The 15,783-nt window shown below is 72.5% G+C and carries 17 protein-coding genes; 10 read left to right on the forward strand and 7 right to left on the reverse strand.

Translation table 11 applies throughout. The features are described from left to right. Nucleotides 1-36: 36 nt before the first annotated feature. Genes efeU through efeB form a run of 3 tightly spaced genes read left to right on the forward strand, consistent with a single transcriptional unit; the run spans nucleotide 37 to nucleotide 4,065 of the window. Nucleotides 37-1,617, forward strand: a complete 1,581-nt coding sequence (gene efeU, locus ACIB24_RS14615; RefSeq protein ID WP_398281611.1) for an iron uptake transporter permease EfeU — start codon at nucleotides 37-39, stop codon at nucleotides 1,615-1,617. A 32-nt stretch (nucleotides 1,618-1,649) separates the two neighbouring features. Next, entirely contained in the window at nucleotides 1,650-2,795 is a 1,146-nt protein-coding gene (efeO, locus tag ACIB24_RS14620; protein ID WP_398281614.1) for an iron uptake system protein EfeO, read from the forward strand. Next, nucleotides 2,788-4,065, forward strand: a complete 1,278-nt coding sequence (efeB, locus tag ACIB24_RS14625; RefSeq protein WP_398281617.1) for an iron uptake transporter deferrochelatase/peroxidase subunit — start codon at nucleotides 2,788-2,790, stop codon at nucleotides 4,063-4,065. The genes efeO and efeB overlap by 8 nt, the downstream gene beginning before the upstream one ends. Here efeB and ACIB24_RS14630 read toward each other — a convergent pair. Continuing rightward, the gene (locus ACIB24_RS14630; RefSeq protein ID WP_398281619.1) at nucleotides 4,062-5,243 is read right to left on the reverse strand and encodes a benzoate/H(+) symporter BenE family transporter; all 1,182 of its coding nucleotides are present in this window, start codon (nucleotides 5,241-5,243) and stop codon (nucleotides 4,062-4,064) included. The genes efeB and ACIB24_RS14630 overlap by 4 nt on opposite strands. Nucleotides 5,244-5,266: 23 nt before the next feature. On the opposite strand from ACIB24_RS14630, the gene ACIB24_RS14635 reads away from it, so the two are divergent. After that, a complete protein-coding gene (locus ACIB24_RS14635; protein WP_398281622.1) occupies nucleotides 5,267-5,797 on the forward strand; it encodes a pyridoxamine 5'-phosphate oxidase family protein in 531 nt (176 codons plus the stop codon). On the opposite strand, the gene ACIB24_RS14640 is transcribed toward ACIB24_RS14635, so the two are convergent. The 3 genes from ACIB24_RS14640 to ACIB24_RS14650 all read right to left on the reverse strand — a co-directional run bounded on the left by ACIB24_RS14640 (nucleotide 5,798) and on the right by ACIB24_RS14650 (nucleotide 8,492). Continuing rightward, nucleotides 5,798-6,406 (reverse strand): Maf family protein, encoded by a 609-nt coding sequence (locus tag ACIB24_RS14640; protein ID WP_398281625.1) that lies wholly within the window; start codon nucleotides 6,404-6,406, stop codon nucleotides 5,798-5,800. A 123-nt stretch (nucleotides 6,407-6,529) separates the two neighbouring features. Next, the gene (locus ACIB24_RS14645; RefSeq protein ID WP_398281628.1) at nucleotides 6,530-6,772 is read right to left on the reverse strand and encodes an acyl-CoA carboxylase subunit epsilon; all 243 of its coding nucleotides are present in this window, start codon (nucleotides 6,770-6,772) and stop codon (nucleotides 6,530-6,532) included. Between the two features lie 106 nt (nucleotides 6,773-6,878). Beyond that, nucleotides 6,879-8,492 carry an acyl-CoA carboxylase subunit beta gene (locus ACIB24_RS14650; RefSeq protein ID WP_398281631.1) on the reverse strand — a complete coding sequence of 538 codons (1,614 nt, stop codon included), beginning with the start codon at nucleotides 8,490-8,492 and terminating at the stop codon, nucleotides 6,879-6,881. Nucleotides 8,493-8,607: 115 nt separating this feature from the next. Between ACIB24_RS14650 and ACIB24_RS14655 the strand changes: the two genes are divergently transcribed. The 3 genes from ACIB24_RS14655 to ACIB24_RS14665 are packed head-to-tail and all read left to right on the forward strand — an operon-like array spanning nucleotide 8,608 to nucleotide 11,176. Beyond that, nucleotides 8,608-9,570: a biotin--[acetyl-CoA-carboxylase] ligase gene (locus tag ACIB24_RS14655; RefSeq protein WP_398281634.1), complete on the forward strand. Its 963-nt coding sequence runs from the start codon at nucleotides 8,608-8,610 to the stop codon at nucleotides 9,568-9,570. A gap of 7 nt (nucleotides 9,571-9,577) precedes the next feature. Then, nucleotides 9,578-10,159, forward strand: a complete 582-nt coding sequence (locus tag ACIB24_RS14660; RefSeq protein ID WP_398281637.1) for a PH domain-containing protein — start codon at nucleotides 9,578-9,580, stop codon at nucleotides 10,157-10,159. Between the two features lie 36 nt (nucleotides 10,160-10,195). After that, entirely contained in the window at nucleotides 10,196-11,176 is a 981-nt protein-coding gene (locus tag ACIB24_RS14665) for an adenylate/guanylate cyclase domain-containing protein (protein WP_398281640.1), read from the forward strand. On the opposite strand, the gene ACIB24_RS14670 is transcribed toward ACIB24_RS14665, so the two are convergent. Further along, nucleotides 11,100-11,717 carry a GtrA family protein gene (locus ACIB24_RS14670; protein ID WP_398281643.1) on the reverse strand — a complete coding sequence of 206 codons (618 nt, stop codon included), beginning with the start codon at nucleotides 11,715-11,717 and terminating at the stop codon, nucleotides 11,100-11,102. The two genes, ACIB24_RS14665 and ACIB24_RS14670, sit on opposite strands and share 77 nt — an antisense overlap. Before the next feature lie 67 nt (nucleotides 11,718-11,784). Here ACIB24_RS14670 and ACIB24_RS14675 point away from each other — a divergent pair, with 67 nt between their 5' ends. The 3 genes from ACIB24_RS14675 (at nucleotide 11,785) to ACIB24_RS14685 (ending at nucleotide 14,059) form a co-directional block, all read left to right on the forward strand. Beyond that, complete coding sequence (locus tag ACIB24_RS14675; protein ID WP_398281646.1) at nucleotides 11,785-12,993, forward strand: 5-(carboxyamino)imidazole ribonucleotide synthase; 1,209 nt, start codon at nucleotides 11,785-11,787, stop codon at nucleotides 12,991-12,993. 65 nt (nucleotides 12,994-13,058) lie between these two features. After that, the gene (purE, locus tag ACIB24_RS14680) at nucleotides 13,059-13,547 is read left to right on the forward strand and encodes a 5-(carboxyamino)imidazole ribonucleotide mutase (protein ID WP_398281914.1); all 489 of its coding nucleotides are present in this window, start codon (nucleotides 13,059-13,061) and stop codon (nucleotides 13,545-13,547) included. Then, nucleotides 13,544-14,059 carry a GNAT family N-acetyltransferase gene (locus ACIB24_RS14685; protein WP_398281649.1) on the forward strand — a complete coding sequence of 172 codons (516 nt, stop codon included), beginning with the start codon at nucleotides 13,544-13,546 and terminating at the stop codon, nucleotides 14,057-14,059. Before purE ends, ACIB24_RS14685 begins: the two co-directional genes overlap by 4 nt. Before the next feature lie 15 nt (nucleotides 14,060-14,074). Here ACIB24_RS14685 and ACIB24_RS14690 read toward each other — a convergent pair whose 3' ends face one another. Both ACIB24_RS14690 and ACIB24_RS14695 read right to left on the reverse strand, forming a co-directional pair. After that, nucleotides 14,075-15,355: an LCP family protein gene (locus tag ACIB24_RS14690; RefSeq protein ID WP_398281653.1), complete on the reverse strand. Its 1,281-nt coding sequence runs from the start codon at nucleotides 15,353-15,355 to the stop codon at nucleotides 14,075-14,077. Between the two features lie 3 nt (nucleotides 15,356-15,358). Then, nucleotides 15,359-15,778, reverse strand: coding sequence for a CoA-binding protein (locus ACIB24_RS14695; RefSeq protein WP_398281656.1), 420 nt, complete (start codon nucleotides 15,776-15,778; stop codon nucleotides 15,359-15,361). Nucleotides 15,779-15,783: the final 5 nt, after the last annotated feature.

The raw sequence follows: 15,783 nt of genomic DNA on the forward strand, positions 1-15,783 counted from the left end.
TCAGGTAAGCCTGGCCTAACCGTATAGTGGTCGCTCGTGCTAGCCACGTTTGTGATCGGCCTCCGGGAAGGCCTCGAAGCCGCCCTGATCGTCAGCATCGTCGCCGCCTTCCTGCGCAAGCAGGGGCGGATGGACCTCCTCAAGGCGGTCTACGTCGGCATCCTCTCCGCGGTCGGGCTGTGCCTGGCGGTGGGGGTGGCGCTCGAGATCGTGTCGCAGGACCTGCCGCAGAAGCAGCAGGAGCAGCTGGAGACCGTCATCGGCGCGATCGCCGTCGGGATGGTCACGTACATGGTCGTCTGGATGCGGCGGCACGCGCGGGAGCTGAAGGGCTCGCTGGAGTCGGCCGCGGGCGAGGCGCTGGCGGTGGGCTCCGGGTGGGCCCTCGTCGCGATGGCCTTCCTCGCCGTGCTGCGGGAGGGTTTCGAGACCGCCGTCTTCCTGCTGGCCGCCTACAACGGCAGCACCAACGGCGGGCTCGCCCTGCTGGGCGCCGTGCTGGGCGTGGCCGTCTCGGTCGGGCTGGGCTACGCGATGTACCGCGGCGGCGTCCGGATCAACCTGCAGAAGTTCTTCCGCGCCACGGGTGTGGTGCTCGTGCTGGTCGCGGCCGGGCTCGTGGTCAGCGCGCTGCACACCGCGCACGAGGCCGGCTGGCTGAACGCAGGCCAGGACCGGGTCTTCGACTTCTCGGCCGTGATCGGCAACGGGACCGTGCAGGGGGCGCTGCTCACCGGCGTCCTCGGCATCCCGCCGGGTCCCGTCCTGATCGAGGTCGTCGGCTGGGTCGCCTACCTGCTGATCGTCCTGCCCTACGTCGTGTGGCCGCCCGAGAAGGTGCCGAGCCGGCGCCGGGTCGCCCAGCTGTCCGCGGGCGGGGCGCTGTTGGCGGCCGCCGTCGCGACCGGGCTGTTCGCCGCCGCCCCCGCCCAGGCCGGGGCCAGCTCGACCGGCACGCTCGGCGGCGCGACCGTGCAGCTGCAGGGCTCGCCCGGTACCGCCGCCACCGCCCGGGTGGCCTTGCCCGCCGGCTGGAGCGGGCCGCGATCGGCCGCGGAGACGGTGCAACTGCGCCGGGCCGGACAGCAGTCGGTGCACGGCGTGACCGGTGACCTCTACTCGCAGGTGGCGCACGTCGACACCACGACCGACCCGGCGAAGCTCAGCGTCGAGCAGCTCACGGAGCTGAACAACGGCCGACTACCGCTGGGACTGACCGCCGCCAGCGGTCCGGTCTCGGCCCACTACGACGTCACCCGCACGACCCTCGCGGTCGTCGAACCGCTCACCGGCCGCGTCCTCGACGTGCAGACCCGCGACGACGCCACGGTCGAGGTCATGGTGGGCGGCGCCGGGGTGCCGCTGGCGGAGAAGACCTACACCGTCCATGCCCCGCCCGCCGCCGTGACGGCCGCCTCCGCGGCGACCGCCCGCGACGACCTCGCCGCCGGCGACCGGCGCGAGCTGATGCGCGAGCTGGCCGTGGTCGGCGCGCTGCTGGCCGCCGGCCTCCTGGTCGTCACCGTCACCGCGCGGATGCGGATGCGCTCGTCCGGTCCCGGGCCCGCGCAGCCGGCGACCGCCGTCCCCCAGAGCCCTGCGCACCACCTTTCCTGACCCTGGAAGTTCCCTGAGGAGAAGAATTCTCGATGCACGCGATCGCCCGCGGTGGGATCACCGCCACCGCCCTCGCGCTCCTGGTCGCCGGCTGCGGCAGCAGCAGCGACTCCACCGGTACGGCCGCGGCCGGTGACCCGCACACCGCCGTGGTCACCGTGACCGCCGACAAGTGCCTCACCGACCGCACGTCGTACGACGCCGGGGCCGTCGACTTCAAGATCACGAACAGGGACGCCACCGCGGTGTCCGAGGTCGAGGTCGTCCTGGACGAGCGCATCCTGGCCGAGAAGGAGAACCTGCCCCCGGGCTTCTCGGGCACGTTCTCGGTGAACCTGCAGCCGGGCACCTACCAGCTGTACTGCCCCGGCGCCGCCACCGAGCGCGTCCCGCTGGTGATCACCGGTACGGCCACCTCGCAGGCGGTCACCGACACGACCCAGCTGCTGCAGGAGGGCACCAAGACCTACGGGCAGTACGTGGATCAGCAGGTCGCCGGCTCGCTCGAGGCGGTCACCGCGCTCGACGCGGCGATCAAGAGCGGCGACGTCGACAAGTCGAAGGTGGCCTACGCCAAGGCCCGGCCGTTCTACGAGCGGATCGAGCCCGTGGCCGAGTCGTTCGCCGGGCTCGACCCGAAGATCGACGCCCGCGCGGACGACGTCCCCGTCACCCAGCTGACCGGCTTCCACCGCATCGAGTACGGCCTGTGGACCAAGAAGTCGACCGACGGCCTGGAGAAGTACAGCGCCCAGCTCGTCACCGACACCAAGGAGCTGCAGACCAAGGCCACGGGTCTGACCTACCAGCCGGCCGAGCTGGCCAACGGCGCGGTCGGGCTGCTCGACGAGGTCAGCAAGAGCAAGGTCACCGGCGAGGAGGAGCGGTACTCGCACATCGACCTGGTCGACTTCTTCGCCAACGTCGAGGGCTCCCAGCAGGCCTTCGCCAATCTGAAGCCGGGGCTGAACACCATCGACCCCGCGCTGACCGACACGATCAGCAAGGCGTTCCAGGCCAACCTCGACCTGCTGGACGACTACCGGACCACCGACAACCCCTACGGCTGGAAGCTCTACGGCGACCTCAGCAAGACCGACGTGAAGAAGCTGGCCGACTCCGTCCAGGCCATCGCCGAACCCCTGTCCCGGGTCGCGAGCAAGGTCGTCGATGCCTGAGTCGAACGAGTCGAGCGCGCAGGAGGCGACGCCGGCCACCAGCCGGCGTCGCTTCCTCCTGACCGGCGGTGCCCTGGGACTGGGCGCCGCCGGCGCCGCGGCGGCCGCAGCGGGCATCCACGCCGTGGCCCCGACGCGGGAACCCGCCGCCCCCGGCGACCGGGTGCCGTTCTACGGCGAGCACCAGGCCGGGATCGCCACCCCCGAACAGGACCGCCTGGCGTTCGCCGCCTTCGACGTCACCACCACCGACCGGACGGCGCTGATGGCGCTGCTCGGTTCGTGGGCCGCCGCGGCCTCCCGGATGGTGAACGGGCAGGAGATCGGCTCGGTCGAGACCCACCCGCAGGCCCCACCCGTCGACACCGGCGAGGCCATGGGGCTGGGCCCGGCGCGGCTGACCGTCACCGTCGGGTTCGGGCCGACGCTGTTCGACGACCGGTTCGGGATCGCCGATCGGCGCCCGGCCGCTCTCGAACCGCTGCCGAGCCTGCCCGCCGACCTGCTCGTGCCCGAGCGCAGCAACGGCGACCTGTGCGTGCAGGCCTGCTCCGACGACCCGCAGGTCGCCTTCCATGTGATTCGCAACTTCGCCCGGATCGCCCGGGGCCGGGCCGTGATGCGCTGGTCCCAGCTGGGTTTCGGGCGCACGTCGTCCACCTCCCAGGCCCAGGCCACGCCGCGCAACCTGATGGGGTTCAAGGACGGCACGAACAACATCAAGCGCGAGGACCTCGCCGCGATGGATCAGCACGTGTGGGTCGGCTCCGAGACCGACCAGCCGTGGATGGTCGGTGGCTCGTACCTCGTGACCCGCCGGATCCGGATGATGATCGAGTCATGGGACGCCGACTTCCTGGCCGACCAGGAGGCCGTCATCGGCCGTACGAAGATCGTCGGAGCGCCGCTGGGGGCCGAGGCCGAGTTCGACACCGTCGACCTGGCCGCGATGCGCGACGGACAACCCGTCATCCCGATGGACGCCCACATCCGGCTGGCCGCGCCCGAAACCAACGGCGGGGTGCGGATGCTGCGCCGCGGGTACTCGTTCACCGACGGTACCGACCCCGCCACCGGCCAGCTCGACGCCGGCCTGTTCTTCATCGCGTTCCAGAAGAACGCGCACGAGCAGTTCGTGCCCGTGCAGCGGCGGCTCGGTCAGTCCGACGCGTTGAACGAGTACATCAAGCACGTCGGCAGCGGGCTGTTCGCGATCCCGCCGGGGTTGTCCGGGCCGGGGGACTGGTACGGCAAAGCCCTCTTCACCTAACGCTTCTCGGGTCTGCCGACCTTCAACGCGAGCAGGACGCCGCCGAGCAGCAGCCCCCACGGCGCGGCGCCGACCCCCAGCGCCGTCATGCCCGACGCGGTGACCAGCAGGGTGACCGCGGCCGGGACCCGCGCGTCCTCGTCGTCCAGGGCCTGCTTGGCGGCGGCGACGAACGTCATCACCAGGGCCAGGCCGGCCGCGGTGCCGACGAGCGCCGGGTCGGTGCGGGTGACGATGCCCGCCGCGACCGGGGCCAGCGCGCCGAGCAGCAGGTGGGTGAGGCCGTTCGTCGTCACGGCCACCCACCGCTTGTCCGGGTCGGGATGCGCGTTCGGGCCGGCGGTGAGCGCCCCGGTGATCGCGGCCAGGTTGATGGTCATGCCCCCGAACAACCCGCCCGCCGCCGATCCGGCGCCGGTGGCGACCAGGATGCGCCCGACCGGCGGCCGGTACCCGAAGGTGGTCAGTACCGCGACGCCGACCAGGTTCTGCGCGGCCATGGTGACCACGTAGAGCGGCAGCGCGATCTGGACGACGGCCTGCCACGTGAGGCTCGGGGTCGTGGGGTCGAGGTGCAGCGCGGTCGGGGAGCCCGCCGTCCCGTCGAGCACGGCGATCACCACCAGCGCCGCCAGGGCGGCCGCCGACGCCCAGGCCGGGCGTAGCCACAGCACCACGAGCCAGGTGACGACGATCGCCCCGGCCGGCACCGGCAGTTCGGTCACCGCCCGGGCCGGTTGCAGGCAGAACGGCAGGACGACGCCCGCCAGCACCGCCGCCGTCAGCGGCGTGGGCAGCTGCAGGATCAGCCGGTTCAACGGCCTGATCAGGCCGGTCAGGGCGATCAGGAGACCGGTCAGCACCAGGGCGCCGATCGTCGCCGGGTACCCGCCGTCCACCGCGCCGACCCCCGCCATCAGCGCGGCGCCGGGCGTGCTCCAGGCGATCGACACCGGGATCCGCAGCCCCGCGCTGAACCCGACCGCGACGACCGCCATCGAGATACCCAGCGCGAGCAGCCCGGAGGAGACCTGCTCACTGGTCGCCCCGGCCTTGGTCAACGCGATGATGACCAGGGAGATCGAGCTGGCGTAGCCCAGGATCGCCGACGAGACGCCCGCGGCCACCGCCTGTCCGGTGAAGTCGGCACGTCGCGATGGCGCGGCTAGGGTCGGCACGACGGCACGCTACGGGAGGACGCATGCGCGCGAAGAACCTGGCCGGGTTGTACGACTTGAAGACCCTCGAATGGGCGCCGGTCGCCCAGCGGTTGGCGGTCGGCTTCACCCAGGCGCCCGGCACCGGCGGCCCGAACCGGCACTCGTCGTGGCTGAGCACCGTCGATGAGGACGGCGCACCGCACGTGCACGGTCTGGGGGTCCTCTGGCACCGCGACGCCTTCTGGTTCGAGACCGGTGAGCACTCCGTGAAGGGCCGCAACCTGGCCCGCGAGCCGCGGTGCGCCCTGAGCCTGGCGCTCGCCGAGTACGACCTGGCCTTCCAGGGGGTCGCCGAGCCGGTGCGCGACCCGGACGCCGTGCGCGAGCTGGCCGCGCTGTGGGCCGAGGGCGGCTGGCCCTGTGAGCCCGACGAGACCGGCACGGCGCTGACCGCCCCCTTCAGCGCCCCGTCCGCCGGTTCACCCCCGTGGCTGGTCTACCGGTTCACGATCACGAAGGCCACCGTGCTGTCGGTCGTCGGCGACGGCGGCGCCACGACCTTCGACTTCTAGCTAGGCCCAGAGGTCGGGCCACGGGATGCCGAGGTGCGCGGCCAGCATGCGCAGCAGGGGCACGCTCACCCCGACGACGCCGTGCGGATCACCCTCGACGCCCGTGACGAACCCGGCGCCCAGGCCCTCGAGTGTGAACGCGCCCGCGACGTGCAGCGGCTCGCCGGTCGCGACGTAGGCGTCGATCTCGGCGTCGGTCACGTCCGCGAAGTGGACCACGGTGTCGGAACGCCCGTCCGCGACCTCGCCGTCGCGCGCCAGCCGGTGACCTGTGCGCAGCACCCCGGACCGCCCGCGCATCGCACGCCAGCGGGCCACGGCGTCGGCGGCGTCGGTCGGCTTCCCGTGCGCGACGCCGTCCAGCTCGAGCACCGAGTCGCAGCCGAGCACCAGCGCCCCGGCCGGGACCTCGGGCCGGCGCGCGACGTCGTCCGCCTTGGCCTGCGCGAGCACCTCGCAGACGGTGGTCGGATCGCTCACCCCGCGCTGCGCGAGCAGCGCCGGCTCGTCGACGTCCGAGACGATGACGAGCGGGTCGAGCCCGGCCGTGCGCAACGTGCGCAACCGGGCGGGTGAGGCGGACGCCAGGACGAACGGAACGGTGGGCACGGTGTGACACCGTACTCATCGGTTCCAAGATCACCGGTAGCGCCCGATTATTCGCAGTTCCACTCCCGGAAACCGGGCACTATCGGTGATCTTGGTCCGTGAGGCGCGCCGATGTCGTCGAACTCAGCGCGAGGAGTTGCGCCACGCACCCGGACCGGGGGCCGGGAGCTGGCGCATCTGCGCGGCGCGGTCGTTCCACGGGCTGCGGTTGTGCGTGGGCAGCCGGTCCTCGGCGGACGGCGTGCGCCGGGAGAACACGGCCAGCACAGCGGCGATCTCCTCGGGGGTCGCGTCGCCGCGGACCACCCGCAGCGTCGGACGCTCGGGAACTTCGGGGGTCTCGCTCAGGGGCTCGATCGCGCTCACAGGGCTACCTCCACCGCCGCGGCCGCCGCTGTCAGACGACCAGGTTGAAGAAGTATTGAAGCGATTTGACCGCTTCGCACTTCCACCTGCACAGAAGGACGTCCGGTCACAGCGGGATGTTCCCGTGCTTCTTGGGCGGCAGCGTCTCGCGCTTGGTCCGCAGGGCCCGCAGCGCCCGCGCCACGTTGTCGCGCGTCTGGGCCGGCTCGATCACCGCGTCGACGTACCCGCGCTCGGCGGCCACGTACGGGTTGAGCAGCGTGTCCTCGTACTCGGCGATGAACTTCTGCCGGGCCGCCTCGACGTCGGCGCCCGCGTCGGCGGCCTGCTTCAGTTCCTTGCGGTACAGGATGTTGACCGCGCCCTGCGCGCCCATGACGGCGATCTGCGCGGTCGGCCAGGCCAGGTTCAGGTCGGCGCCGAGGTGCTTGGAACCCATCACGTCGTAGGCGCCGCCGTAGGCCTTGCGCGTGATGACCGTGACCTTCGGCACCGTCGCCTCGGCGTAGGCGTAGATGAGCTTCGCGCCGCGCCGGATGATGCCGTCCCACTCCTGGTCGGTACCCGGCAGGAAGCCCGGGACGTCGACCAGCGTGAGCACCGGCAGGTTGAAGGCGTCACAGGTGCGCACGAACCGGGCCGCCTTCTCGGAGGCGTCGATGTCGAGGGTGCCCGCGAACTGCATCGGCTGGTTGGCCACGACGCCGACCGCGCGGCCCTCGATCCGGCCGAAGCCGACGATCAGGTTGGGCGCGAACAGCGGCTGGACCTCGAGGAACTCCTCGTCGTCCAGCAGCTTCTCGATCACCGTGTGCATGTCGTACGGCTGGTTGGCCGAGTCCGGGATGATCGTGTTGAGCGACTCGTCGGGCTCGTTCGCGTCCTCCGACTCGAACACCGGCGGCTCGGACAGGTTGTTGTCCGGCAGGTACGACAGCAGCGCGCGCACGTAGTCGAGCGCGTCCTCCTCGTCGGAGCCCATGTAGTGCGCGTTGCCGGACTTCGTGTTGTGGGTCCGGGCGCCGCCCAGGTCCTCGAACGAGACCTCCTCACCGGTGACCGTCTTGATGACGTCGGGCCCGGTGATGAACATGTGCGAGGTCTGGTCGACCATCACGATGAAGTCGGTCAGGGCCGGCCCGTACACGTGACCGCCAGCCGCGGCGCCCATGATCAGCGAGATCTGCGGGATGACGCCGGACGCCTTCACGTGGTTGGTGAAGATGTCGCCGTACAGGCCGAGCGACACCACACCCTCCTGGATGCGCGCGCCGCCGCCCTCGTTGATGCCGACCAGCGGGACGCCGTTCTTGATCGCCAGCTCCTGGACCTTGACGATCTTCTCGCCGTAGACCTCGCCGAGGCTGCCGCCGAACACGGTGACGTCCTGGCTGAACACGCAGACCTGGCGGCCGTCGATGGTGCCGTAGCCGGTGACCACGCCGTCGCCGTAGGGCCGCTTGGCGTCGACCCCGAACGCGCGGGCCCGGTGCCGGGCCAGGGCGTCGAGCTCCACGAAGGAGCCCTCGTCGAGCAGGTACTCGATCCGCTCGCGGGCCGTCTTCTTGCCCTTGGCGTGCTGCTTCTCCACCGCGGCGGCCGCGCCCGCGTGCACCGCGGCGTCCGTCCGGCGGCGGAAGTCGGCGAGCTTGCCGGCCGTGGTGTGGATGTCGACGTCCTCCGGGACCTCGGTTCCGCCGACCTCTGCCGGGTTCTGCATCCTCAACTCCTCGACTGGCTTCTACGGCAACTCGCGTCGTCGAGCCTAGCCGCAGGCCCTCGACCCCACCCCGGCCGTGATGGGGACGCGCGTCACACCGCTATAGCCTTCCCCGGTGGCTGATTCGGGTCCAACCCCCTCCCGGTGGTCCGACCTGGACCGCCCGCCGCTGGACGCGGCCGCCCTGCGCCGCGCGCTGCTGGCCTCCTCGAACGCTGCGCCCGGCGCACCCGGATGGCGGGCCCTGGACGTGGTGCAGGTCACAGGGTCCACGAATGCGGACGTCGTCGCGCGGGCCGGGGCGGGCGAGGAGGCCGGGTACGTCCTGCTCGCCGAGGACCAGACCGCCGGGCGGGGACGACGGGAGCGCGCCTGGTCGTCGCCACCCCGGGCCGGGCTGGCCCTGTCGGTCCTGCTGCGCCCCGCCGTCCCGGCGGACCGGTTGTCCTGGGTCCCCCTGCTCGGCGGGCTCGCCGTGGCCTCGGCCCTGCGCCGCACCTGCGGGCTGCCTGCGGTCGTGAAGTGGCCGAACGACGTCCTGGTGCCCGTCCCGCAGGCGGACGGCCGGTTGAGCCCGGACGCCGTCGGCAAGGTCAGCGGCCTGCTCGCCGAGGTGGTGCCCGCCCCGGGTGGGTCGCCCGGGGCGGCCCGCCAGAGCCCGGCCGTCGTCCTCGGGATCGGCGTGAACGTGACCCAGGAACAGGACGAGCTGCCGGTGCCGACCGCCACCTCGCTGCGGCTGGCGGGTGCGGCGGTGACCGACCGTTTCACGGTCGCCAAGGCCGTGCTGCGCGAGCTGGCTGAACGCTACGACCGGTGGACGGCGGCCGATGGCGACCCGCGGGCCGGGCTGGCCGCGGCCTACCGCGAGGCCTGCGACACCATCGGGCGCGACGTCACGGTGCACCTGCCCGACGGCTCCGGCCTGACCGGAGCGACCCTCACCGGGCGCTGCGAGGGCGTGGACGACGAGGGTCGGCTGCTGGTCGCGCCGGTCGGCCCCGACGGGTCGGTCTCGGAGGTGCGCGCGTTGTCCGTGGGCGATGTGGTGCACGTGCGGCCCGCGGACCGGGCATGATCTGGACATGCCCTTCCCGGACAAGCTGCTGGCGGACGACGAACGCTCGATCCTGACCCTGCACCGACACATCAAGGTGCTGGCCGGGCCGTTCGCACTGCTCCTGCTGGTGATCGCGGCGATCGCGGTGCCGGCCCTGCTGACGGACGTCGGGAGCTGGCCGGTGTGGTTGTGGGTGCTGATCGCGGTGGTCGCCGTCGTCGTCCTGCTGCCCTGGTTCGTGTGGCCGTTCGTCGTGTGGCGCACCACCGTCTACGCGATCACCACGCGCCGTCTGATCATGCGCAACGGCGTGTTCTCCCGCTCGGGGCACGACATGCCGCTGGCCCGGCTCAACGACGTGGCCTTCGAGCACACGTTCATCGAGCGGCTGCTCGGCGCCGGGACGTTGATGGTCGAGTCGGCCGGTGAGCGTGGCCAGCTGACCCTGACGGACATCCCCAAGGTCGAACTGGTGCAGCGCACGTTGTACCGGCTGGCGGAGGACCTGAACCCGCGGGCCGAGGAGCGCACGCTCGACCCGGCGCTGGCCGAGCAGCTGGAGAGGGAGTTCGACGACGACTACCACGGGGACGACCCCAAGTCCTGAAACCCGTTCGGTCGTGATGTAGGAGAGAGATCTACCGTGAGTCGCCAGGACGACCTGGTCACCCAACTGCTCGGTGGGGAGCGCACGCTGCGCCGCCGCGAGGTGGCCCGGTCGGTCGGTGTCTCCCTGCTGTCCGCGCGAAAGCTGTGGCGGGCCCTCGGTTTTCCCGGGGTGGCCGACGAGGCGCAGGTGTTCACCGAGACCGATCGGGACGCGCTCGCGCGGGTCGTGCAGCTGGTCCGCGAGGACGTCGTCGACGAGGAGACGGCAATCGCCTGCGCCCGCGCCCTCGGCCAGAGCACCGACCGCCTGGTCAGCTGGCAGACCGAGGCGCTGCTGGAGTACCTGAACGCGCGCCGGGCCCGGGAGGGCGGCCAGCTCGACCCGTTCCCGGTGATCGAACGCCTCACCCAGGACCTCGAGCAGCTGCTGGTCTACGCGTTCCGCCGCCAGCTGGCCGCGGCCGTCTCGCGGATGGACGGGATCGGGGCCGACCCCGAGGCGGTGATGACGGTCGGGTTCGCCGACCTCGTCTCCTACACCCGGCTGTCCCGCCGGCTGGCTCAGCGCGACCTGGGCCGCCTGGTGCAGCGGTTCGAGGGGCTGGCGTCCGACATCATCACCGCCGGCGGGGGCCGGGTCGTGAAGACGGTCGGCGACGAGGTGCTGTTCGTGGCCGACAACCCGGTCGCCGGGGCGGTGATCGCGCTGTCGCTGTCGGAGCAGCTCGGCGCCGACGACCTGTTGCCCGAGGTGCGGGTCGGCCTGGCCCACGGCCCGGTGCTGCGCAGCCTGGGTGACGTCTACGGCGACACCGTGAACCTGGCCTCCCGGCTCACGTCGATCGCGCAGCCGGGGGCGGTGCTCACCGATCCGGTGACCGCACGCGAACTCCAGACCGAACCGGAGATCGTCCTCGTCGTGCAGCGGCGCCGCCCGATCAGAGGCTTCGGGCAGCTCCAGCCGGTGTTGATCGCACCCGCGCCGGGGACGATCCAGCTGATCCGGGTGGAGTGACCGCCCGCGCGGGCGCCGGGGGCTCGGCGGGCGCCGTGGGTTCGGCGGGGGCCGGGGCCGGTTCGGCGTCCACGTGCAGCGCCGGGTCCGGGTCCTCCGCCAGCTCCTCGGTGAACACGAACTGCTTGTAGGCCCAGAACCGGAACAGCGTGCCGAGCCCGAGCCCGACCACGTTGCCGGCGATGTTGTCGGCCAGCGCCGACGTCAGCTGCAGCACGTAGTGCGAGAAGCCGAGGCAGGCCAGCGAGATCACCAGGCCGCCGACGTTCATCACGACGAACAGCACGAACTCCCGCCGGGCCGAGGCGCGGCGGCGGTGCCGGAACGTCCAGTAGCGGTTGCCCAGCCAGGCCACCACGGTGGCCACGAAGACGGAGATCGTCTTGGCCGTCAACGGCTTGTCGTCGAGGCCGCCGTGGCCGCCGACCCGCAGCAGGTTGAAGACGCCGATGTCGACGACGAAGGCGAGGGCGCCGACCGCGCCGAACTTCACCATCTCGCGGTACAGCACGTTCACGGAGCCCCGTAGCCTGGTCAGCACCCCGCCAGCCTGCCACAGCAGCCTGTGCGCTGCATGAACGCCCGAACCCGGCCGATACCCTGCGCAGGTGCCCGCCGATCCCGTTCCGTCCCCGGCCGAGCCCACCGTCCACGTCGCGCCCGGCTTCCCCGTGGTGGGCGTCGTCGGCGCCGGTCAGCTGGCCCGGATGATGGCCCCGCCGGCTGTCGAGCTGGGTGTCGGGCTGCGGGTCCTGGCCGAGTCCGCGCAGGCCAGCGCCGCCCAGGTGATCCCCGACGCCCCGGTCGGCGACCACCGTGACGAGGCGGCCGTGCGGGCGTTCGCCGCCGGGGCCGACGTCCTGACGTTCGACCACGAGCACGTGCCCCAGCCGATCCTGCAGGCCCTCGAGGCCGACGGGGTCGCCGTCCGGCCGCCGGCCGCCGCGCTGGCCCACGCCCAGGACAAGCTGGTGATGCGCCGCCGGCTCACCGACCTCGGCGTCCCGTGCCCCTGCTGGCGGCAGGTGGCGACCCTCGACGAGCTCGAGGCCTTCGCGACCGAGGTCGGGGACGTCGTCCTGAAGACCCCGACCGGCGGGTACGACGGCAAGGGCGTCCTGGTGCTGCCCGCCGACGGCCCGCGCGACGAGGCCCAGCGCTGGCTGGCGGCCCGCCCCGACGGGTTGCTGGCCGAGGAGAAGGTGCCCTTCACCCGTGAGCTGGCGGTGCTGGTGGCCCGCAGCCCCAGCGGTCAGGCCGCCGCGTGGCCGGTGGTCGAGAGCATCCAGGTCGACGGCATCTGCCACGAGGTGATCGCCCCGGCGCCCGGCCTGGACGACGGGACGGCGGCGCTGGCCACCGAGATCGGGCTGAAGCTCGCCGGGGAGCTGGGCGTGGTCGGCGTGCTGGCGGTGGAGCTGTTCCAGACCCGCTCGCCCGACGGCACGACCGGCGTGCTGGTCAACGAGCTGGCCATGCGGCCGCACAACTCCGGGCACTGGACCATCGACGGGTCCCTCACCTCGCAGTTCGAACAGCACCTGCGGGCCGTCCTCGACCTGCCGCTGGGTGACCCGCGGCCGCGGGCCCGGTGGGCGGTGATGGTCAACGTGCTGGGCGGTGACTACCCCGACCTGTACCGCTCCTACCTGCACGTGATGGCCCGCGACCCGGGCGTGAAGGTGCACCTGTACGGCAAGGAGGTCCGGCCGGGCCGCAAGGTCGGGCACGTGACCGTGACCGGGCGCGACCTGGACGACGTCCGCGCGCGGGCCCGGCACGCGGCCGCCTTCATCACGGGTGAGATAGACGAGTGAGCATCCGTGGAATCATCGACGAGTAAGGGGTTTTCGTGAGCACGCAGCCGATCGTCGGGGTGGTCATGGGGTCGGACTCCGACTGGCCCGTCATGGAGGCCGCCGCGAAGGCGCTGGAGGAGTTCGGCGTCCCGTACGAGGCCGACGTCGTCTCGGCGCACCGCATGCCCGAGGACATGATCGCCTACGGGCGCCACGCCGCCGGGCGCGGCCTGAAGGTGATCATCGCGGGGGCGGGCGGCGCCGCGCACCTGCCGGGCATGCTGGCCAGCGTCACGCCGCTGCCCGTGATCGGCGTCCCGGTGCCGCTGCGCACGCTGGACGGGATGGACTCGCTGCTGTCGATCGTGCAGATGCCCGCCGGGGTCCCGGTGGCCACCGTGAGCATCGCCGGGGCCCGCAACGCCGGGCTGCTGGCCGTGCGCATCCTCGGCGCCTCCGACCCGGGCCTGCAGGAGAAGCTCGTGGCCTTCGCCGAGGACCTCCGGGCCCAGGCCGGCGCCAAGGGGGAGCGGCTGCGGGCCGGCCGCCCCGTCGGGTTCAGCGCCGGGTGAACGCACCCGACGTCCGGTTGCGCCGCCCCGACGAGGCCGACGCGCCCGCCCTGGCCGCCCTGATGGCGGCCAACTGGGAGTTCCTGGCCCCCTACGGCAGCGCACCTGCGCGACCGCACACCGCCGAGCGCGAGGCCGAGCGGCTGCGCCAGCAGCTGGCCGACCCGACCGCCTGGCCCGGGGTGATCGAGGTCGACGGTGTGATCGCCGGCCGGATGAACCTGCACCACATCCTGCGCGGCGCGCTGCAGACGGCGACCGTCGGCTACTACGTGGCCGAGGAGTTCGGCGGGCGCGGCGTCGCCAAGGCGGCGCTCGCCCAGGTGCTCGACGTGGCGTTCGGCCGGCTCGGCCTGCACCGGCTCGAGGCGGGCACCCTGCCGGACAACCTGCGCTCCCAGCGGGTGCTGCGGGCGTGCGGTTTCGAGGAGATCGGGTTGGCCCGCAGCTACCTGTTGATCAACGAGGAGTGGCGCGACCACGTCCTGTTCCAGGTGCTCGCCCACGCCTAGGGTGTGTCTCCCAAGTCAGGAGAACGCCTCGCTGTCCTTGCGCTGCTCCTCGGCGAGCGGCTTCACCGCGTCGGGGTCGTTGGTCTTCAGCGCCGCGAACAGCCGCAGCGCCTTGGCCCGGTCCCACTGCACGGCCGAGGCCCCGCTCGGCGTTCGGAAGTTCGGGTTGGACACCGGCACGGTCAGCGACAGCCCGCCACCCCCGGACACCGCCCGCATGGCCAGCACGAACTTCGTCACCCCGATCGGCCCGGTGCCCTCGTCGACCGTGAGCGCGTTGCCGCCGGCCTTGGCTGCGGGGAAAGCCCGCCACGGCTGGGCCAGAGTGGCGGGGGCCAGGGCCTTCTTGGAGATGGCCGCCAGCGTCTCGCGCTGCCGCTCGACCCGGCCCAGGTCGCCGCGCGGGTCGCTGTGCCGCGCGCGGGCGTAGCCGAGGGCCGTGCGCCCGTCCATCTCCTGGCAGCCCTTCTTCAGGTTGATGTGGGCGTCCTTGTCGTTCATCCGGAACTTCGGGCACAGGGTGACGCCGCCGACCGCGTCGACCACGTTCGCGAACCCGCCCAGCCCGGTCTCGACGTACTCGTCGATCCGCACGCCCGTGACCTGCTCGATCGTGCGGATCAGCAGGCTCGGCCCACCGAACGCGTAGGCCGCGTTGATCTTGTTGCTGCCGTGGCCCGGGATCGGCACGTACGAGTCGCGGGGGATGCTGACCAGCACCGTCGCGCCGCCGCCGGTGTGCAGCAGCATGATCGTGTCGGTGCGCTTCCCGCCCACCGACCCGGTGCCGAGCTTCTTGCGCTGCGCCTTCGTCAGCCCCTCGCGGGAGTCGCTGCCCACCACCAGGTACGTCGTGCCCGGCTGGTTGCCCGGGTCGGCGACGTCGTGCGCCGGACCGATCGCGTCGACCCGGTTCAGGCTGGTCCAGGCGGTGATCCCGAGCAGGAGCGGGTAGGCGATCAGCAGCAGGACGACGAGCAGCACGATCCGCCTCGGCCGCCACCCCCGGCGGCGGGTCGGGGTGGCGTCGTACGGGTCGTGACCGGGGCCGTACCCGGGCCCGTACCCGGGCGGGGGCTGGTAGCCGCCGCGGCCGTCGTCGTAGCCGTCGTAGTACTGCCCCTCGCCCGGCGCGTACCCACCGCCGTGCTGACCGTAGACGTCCCCGACCCCCGGCGGAGGCGAGGCCGCCCCGGGCGGTGCGGGGCGTCGTCCCCCGGAGTCCTTGCGCTGAAAGAGCTTCGGCTTGCTGCGATAGACGGTGCCCGGGCGGTTCGGGTCGGGCTGGCGCGCCATCCCTCAGCCGGCCTGACGGACGGACTGGATCTCGATGGCCGGGCAGGTGTCCATCACGACGTCGAGCCCGGCGGTCTTCGCGCGCTCGGCGGCCGCCTCGTCGATGACCCCTAGCTGGAGCCACACGGCCTTGGCGCCCACGGCGATCGCGTCGTCCACCACGGCGCCCGCCAGGTCGCTGTTCACGAACACGTCGACCACGTCGATCGGGCCCGGCACGTCGGCGAGGGTCGCGTACCCCGGCTCGCCGTGCACGGTCTCGGCCCTGGGGTGCACGGGGACGACGGTCATGCCGAGCGTCTGCACGAAGGCGGCGATCCGCCAGGCCGTGCGGGACGTGTTGTTCGACAGCCCGACCACGGCCCACCGCCCGTGGTCGGTCAGCAGCCTGCGGATCACCTCAGGGTCGTTCTGATGGCCCATGCGTC

Origin of the sequence: Spongisporangium articulatum (genome assembly GCF_044465595.1) — a bacterium.
GTDB classification, from domain to species: domain Bacteria; phylum Actinomycetota; class Actinomycetes; order Actinomycetales; family Kineosporiaceae; genus Spongisporangium; species Spongisporangium articulatum.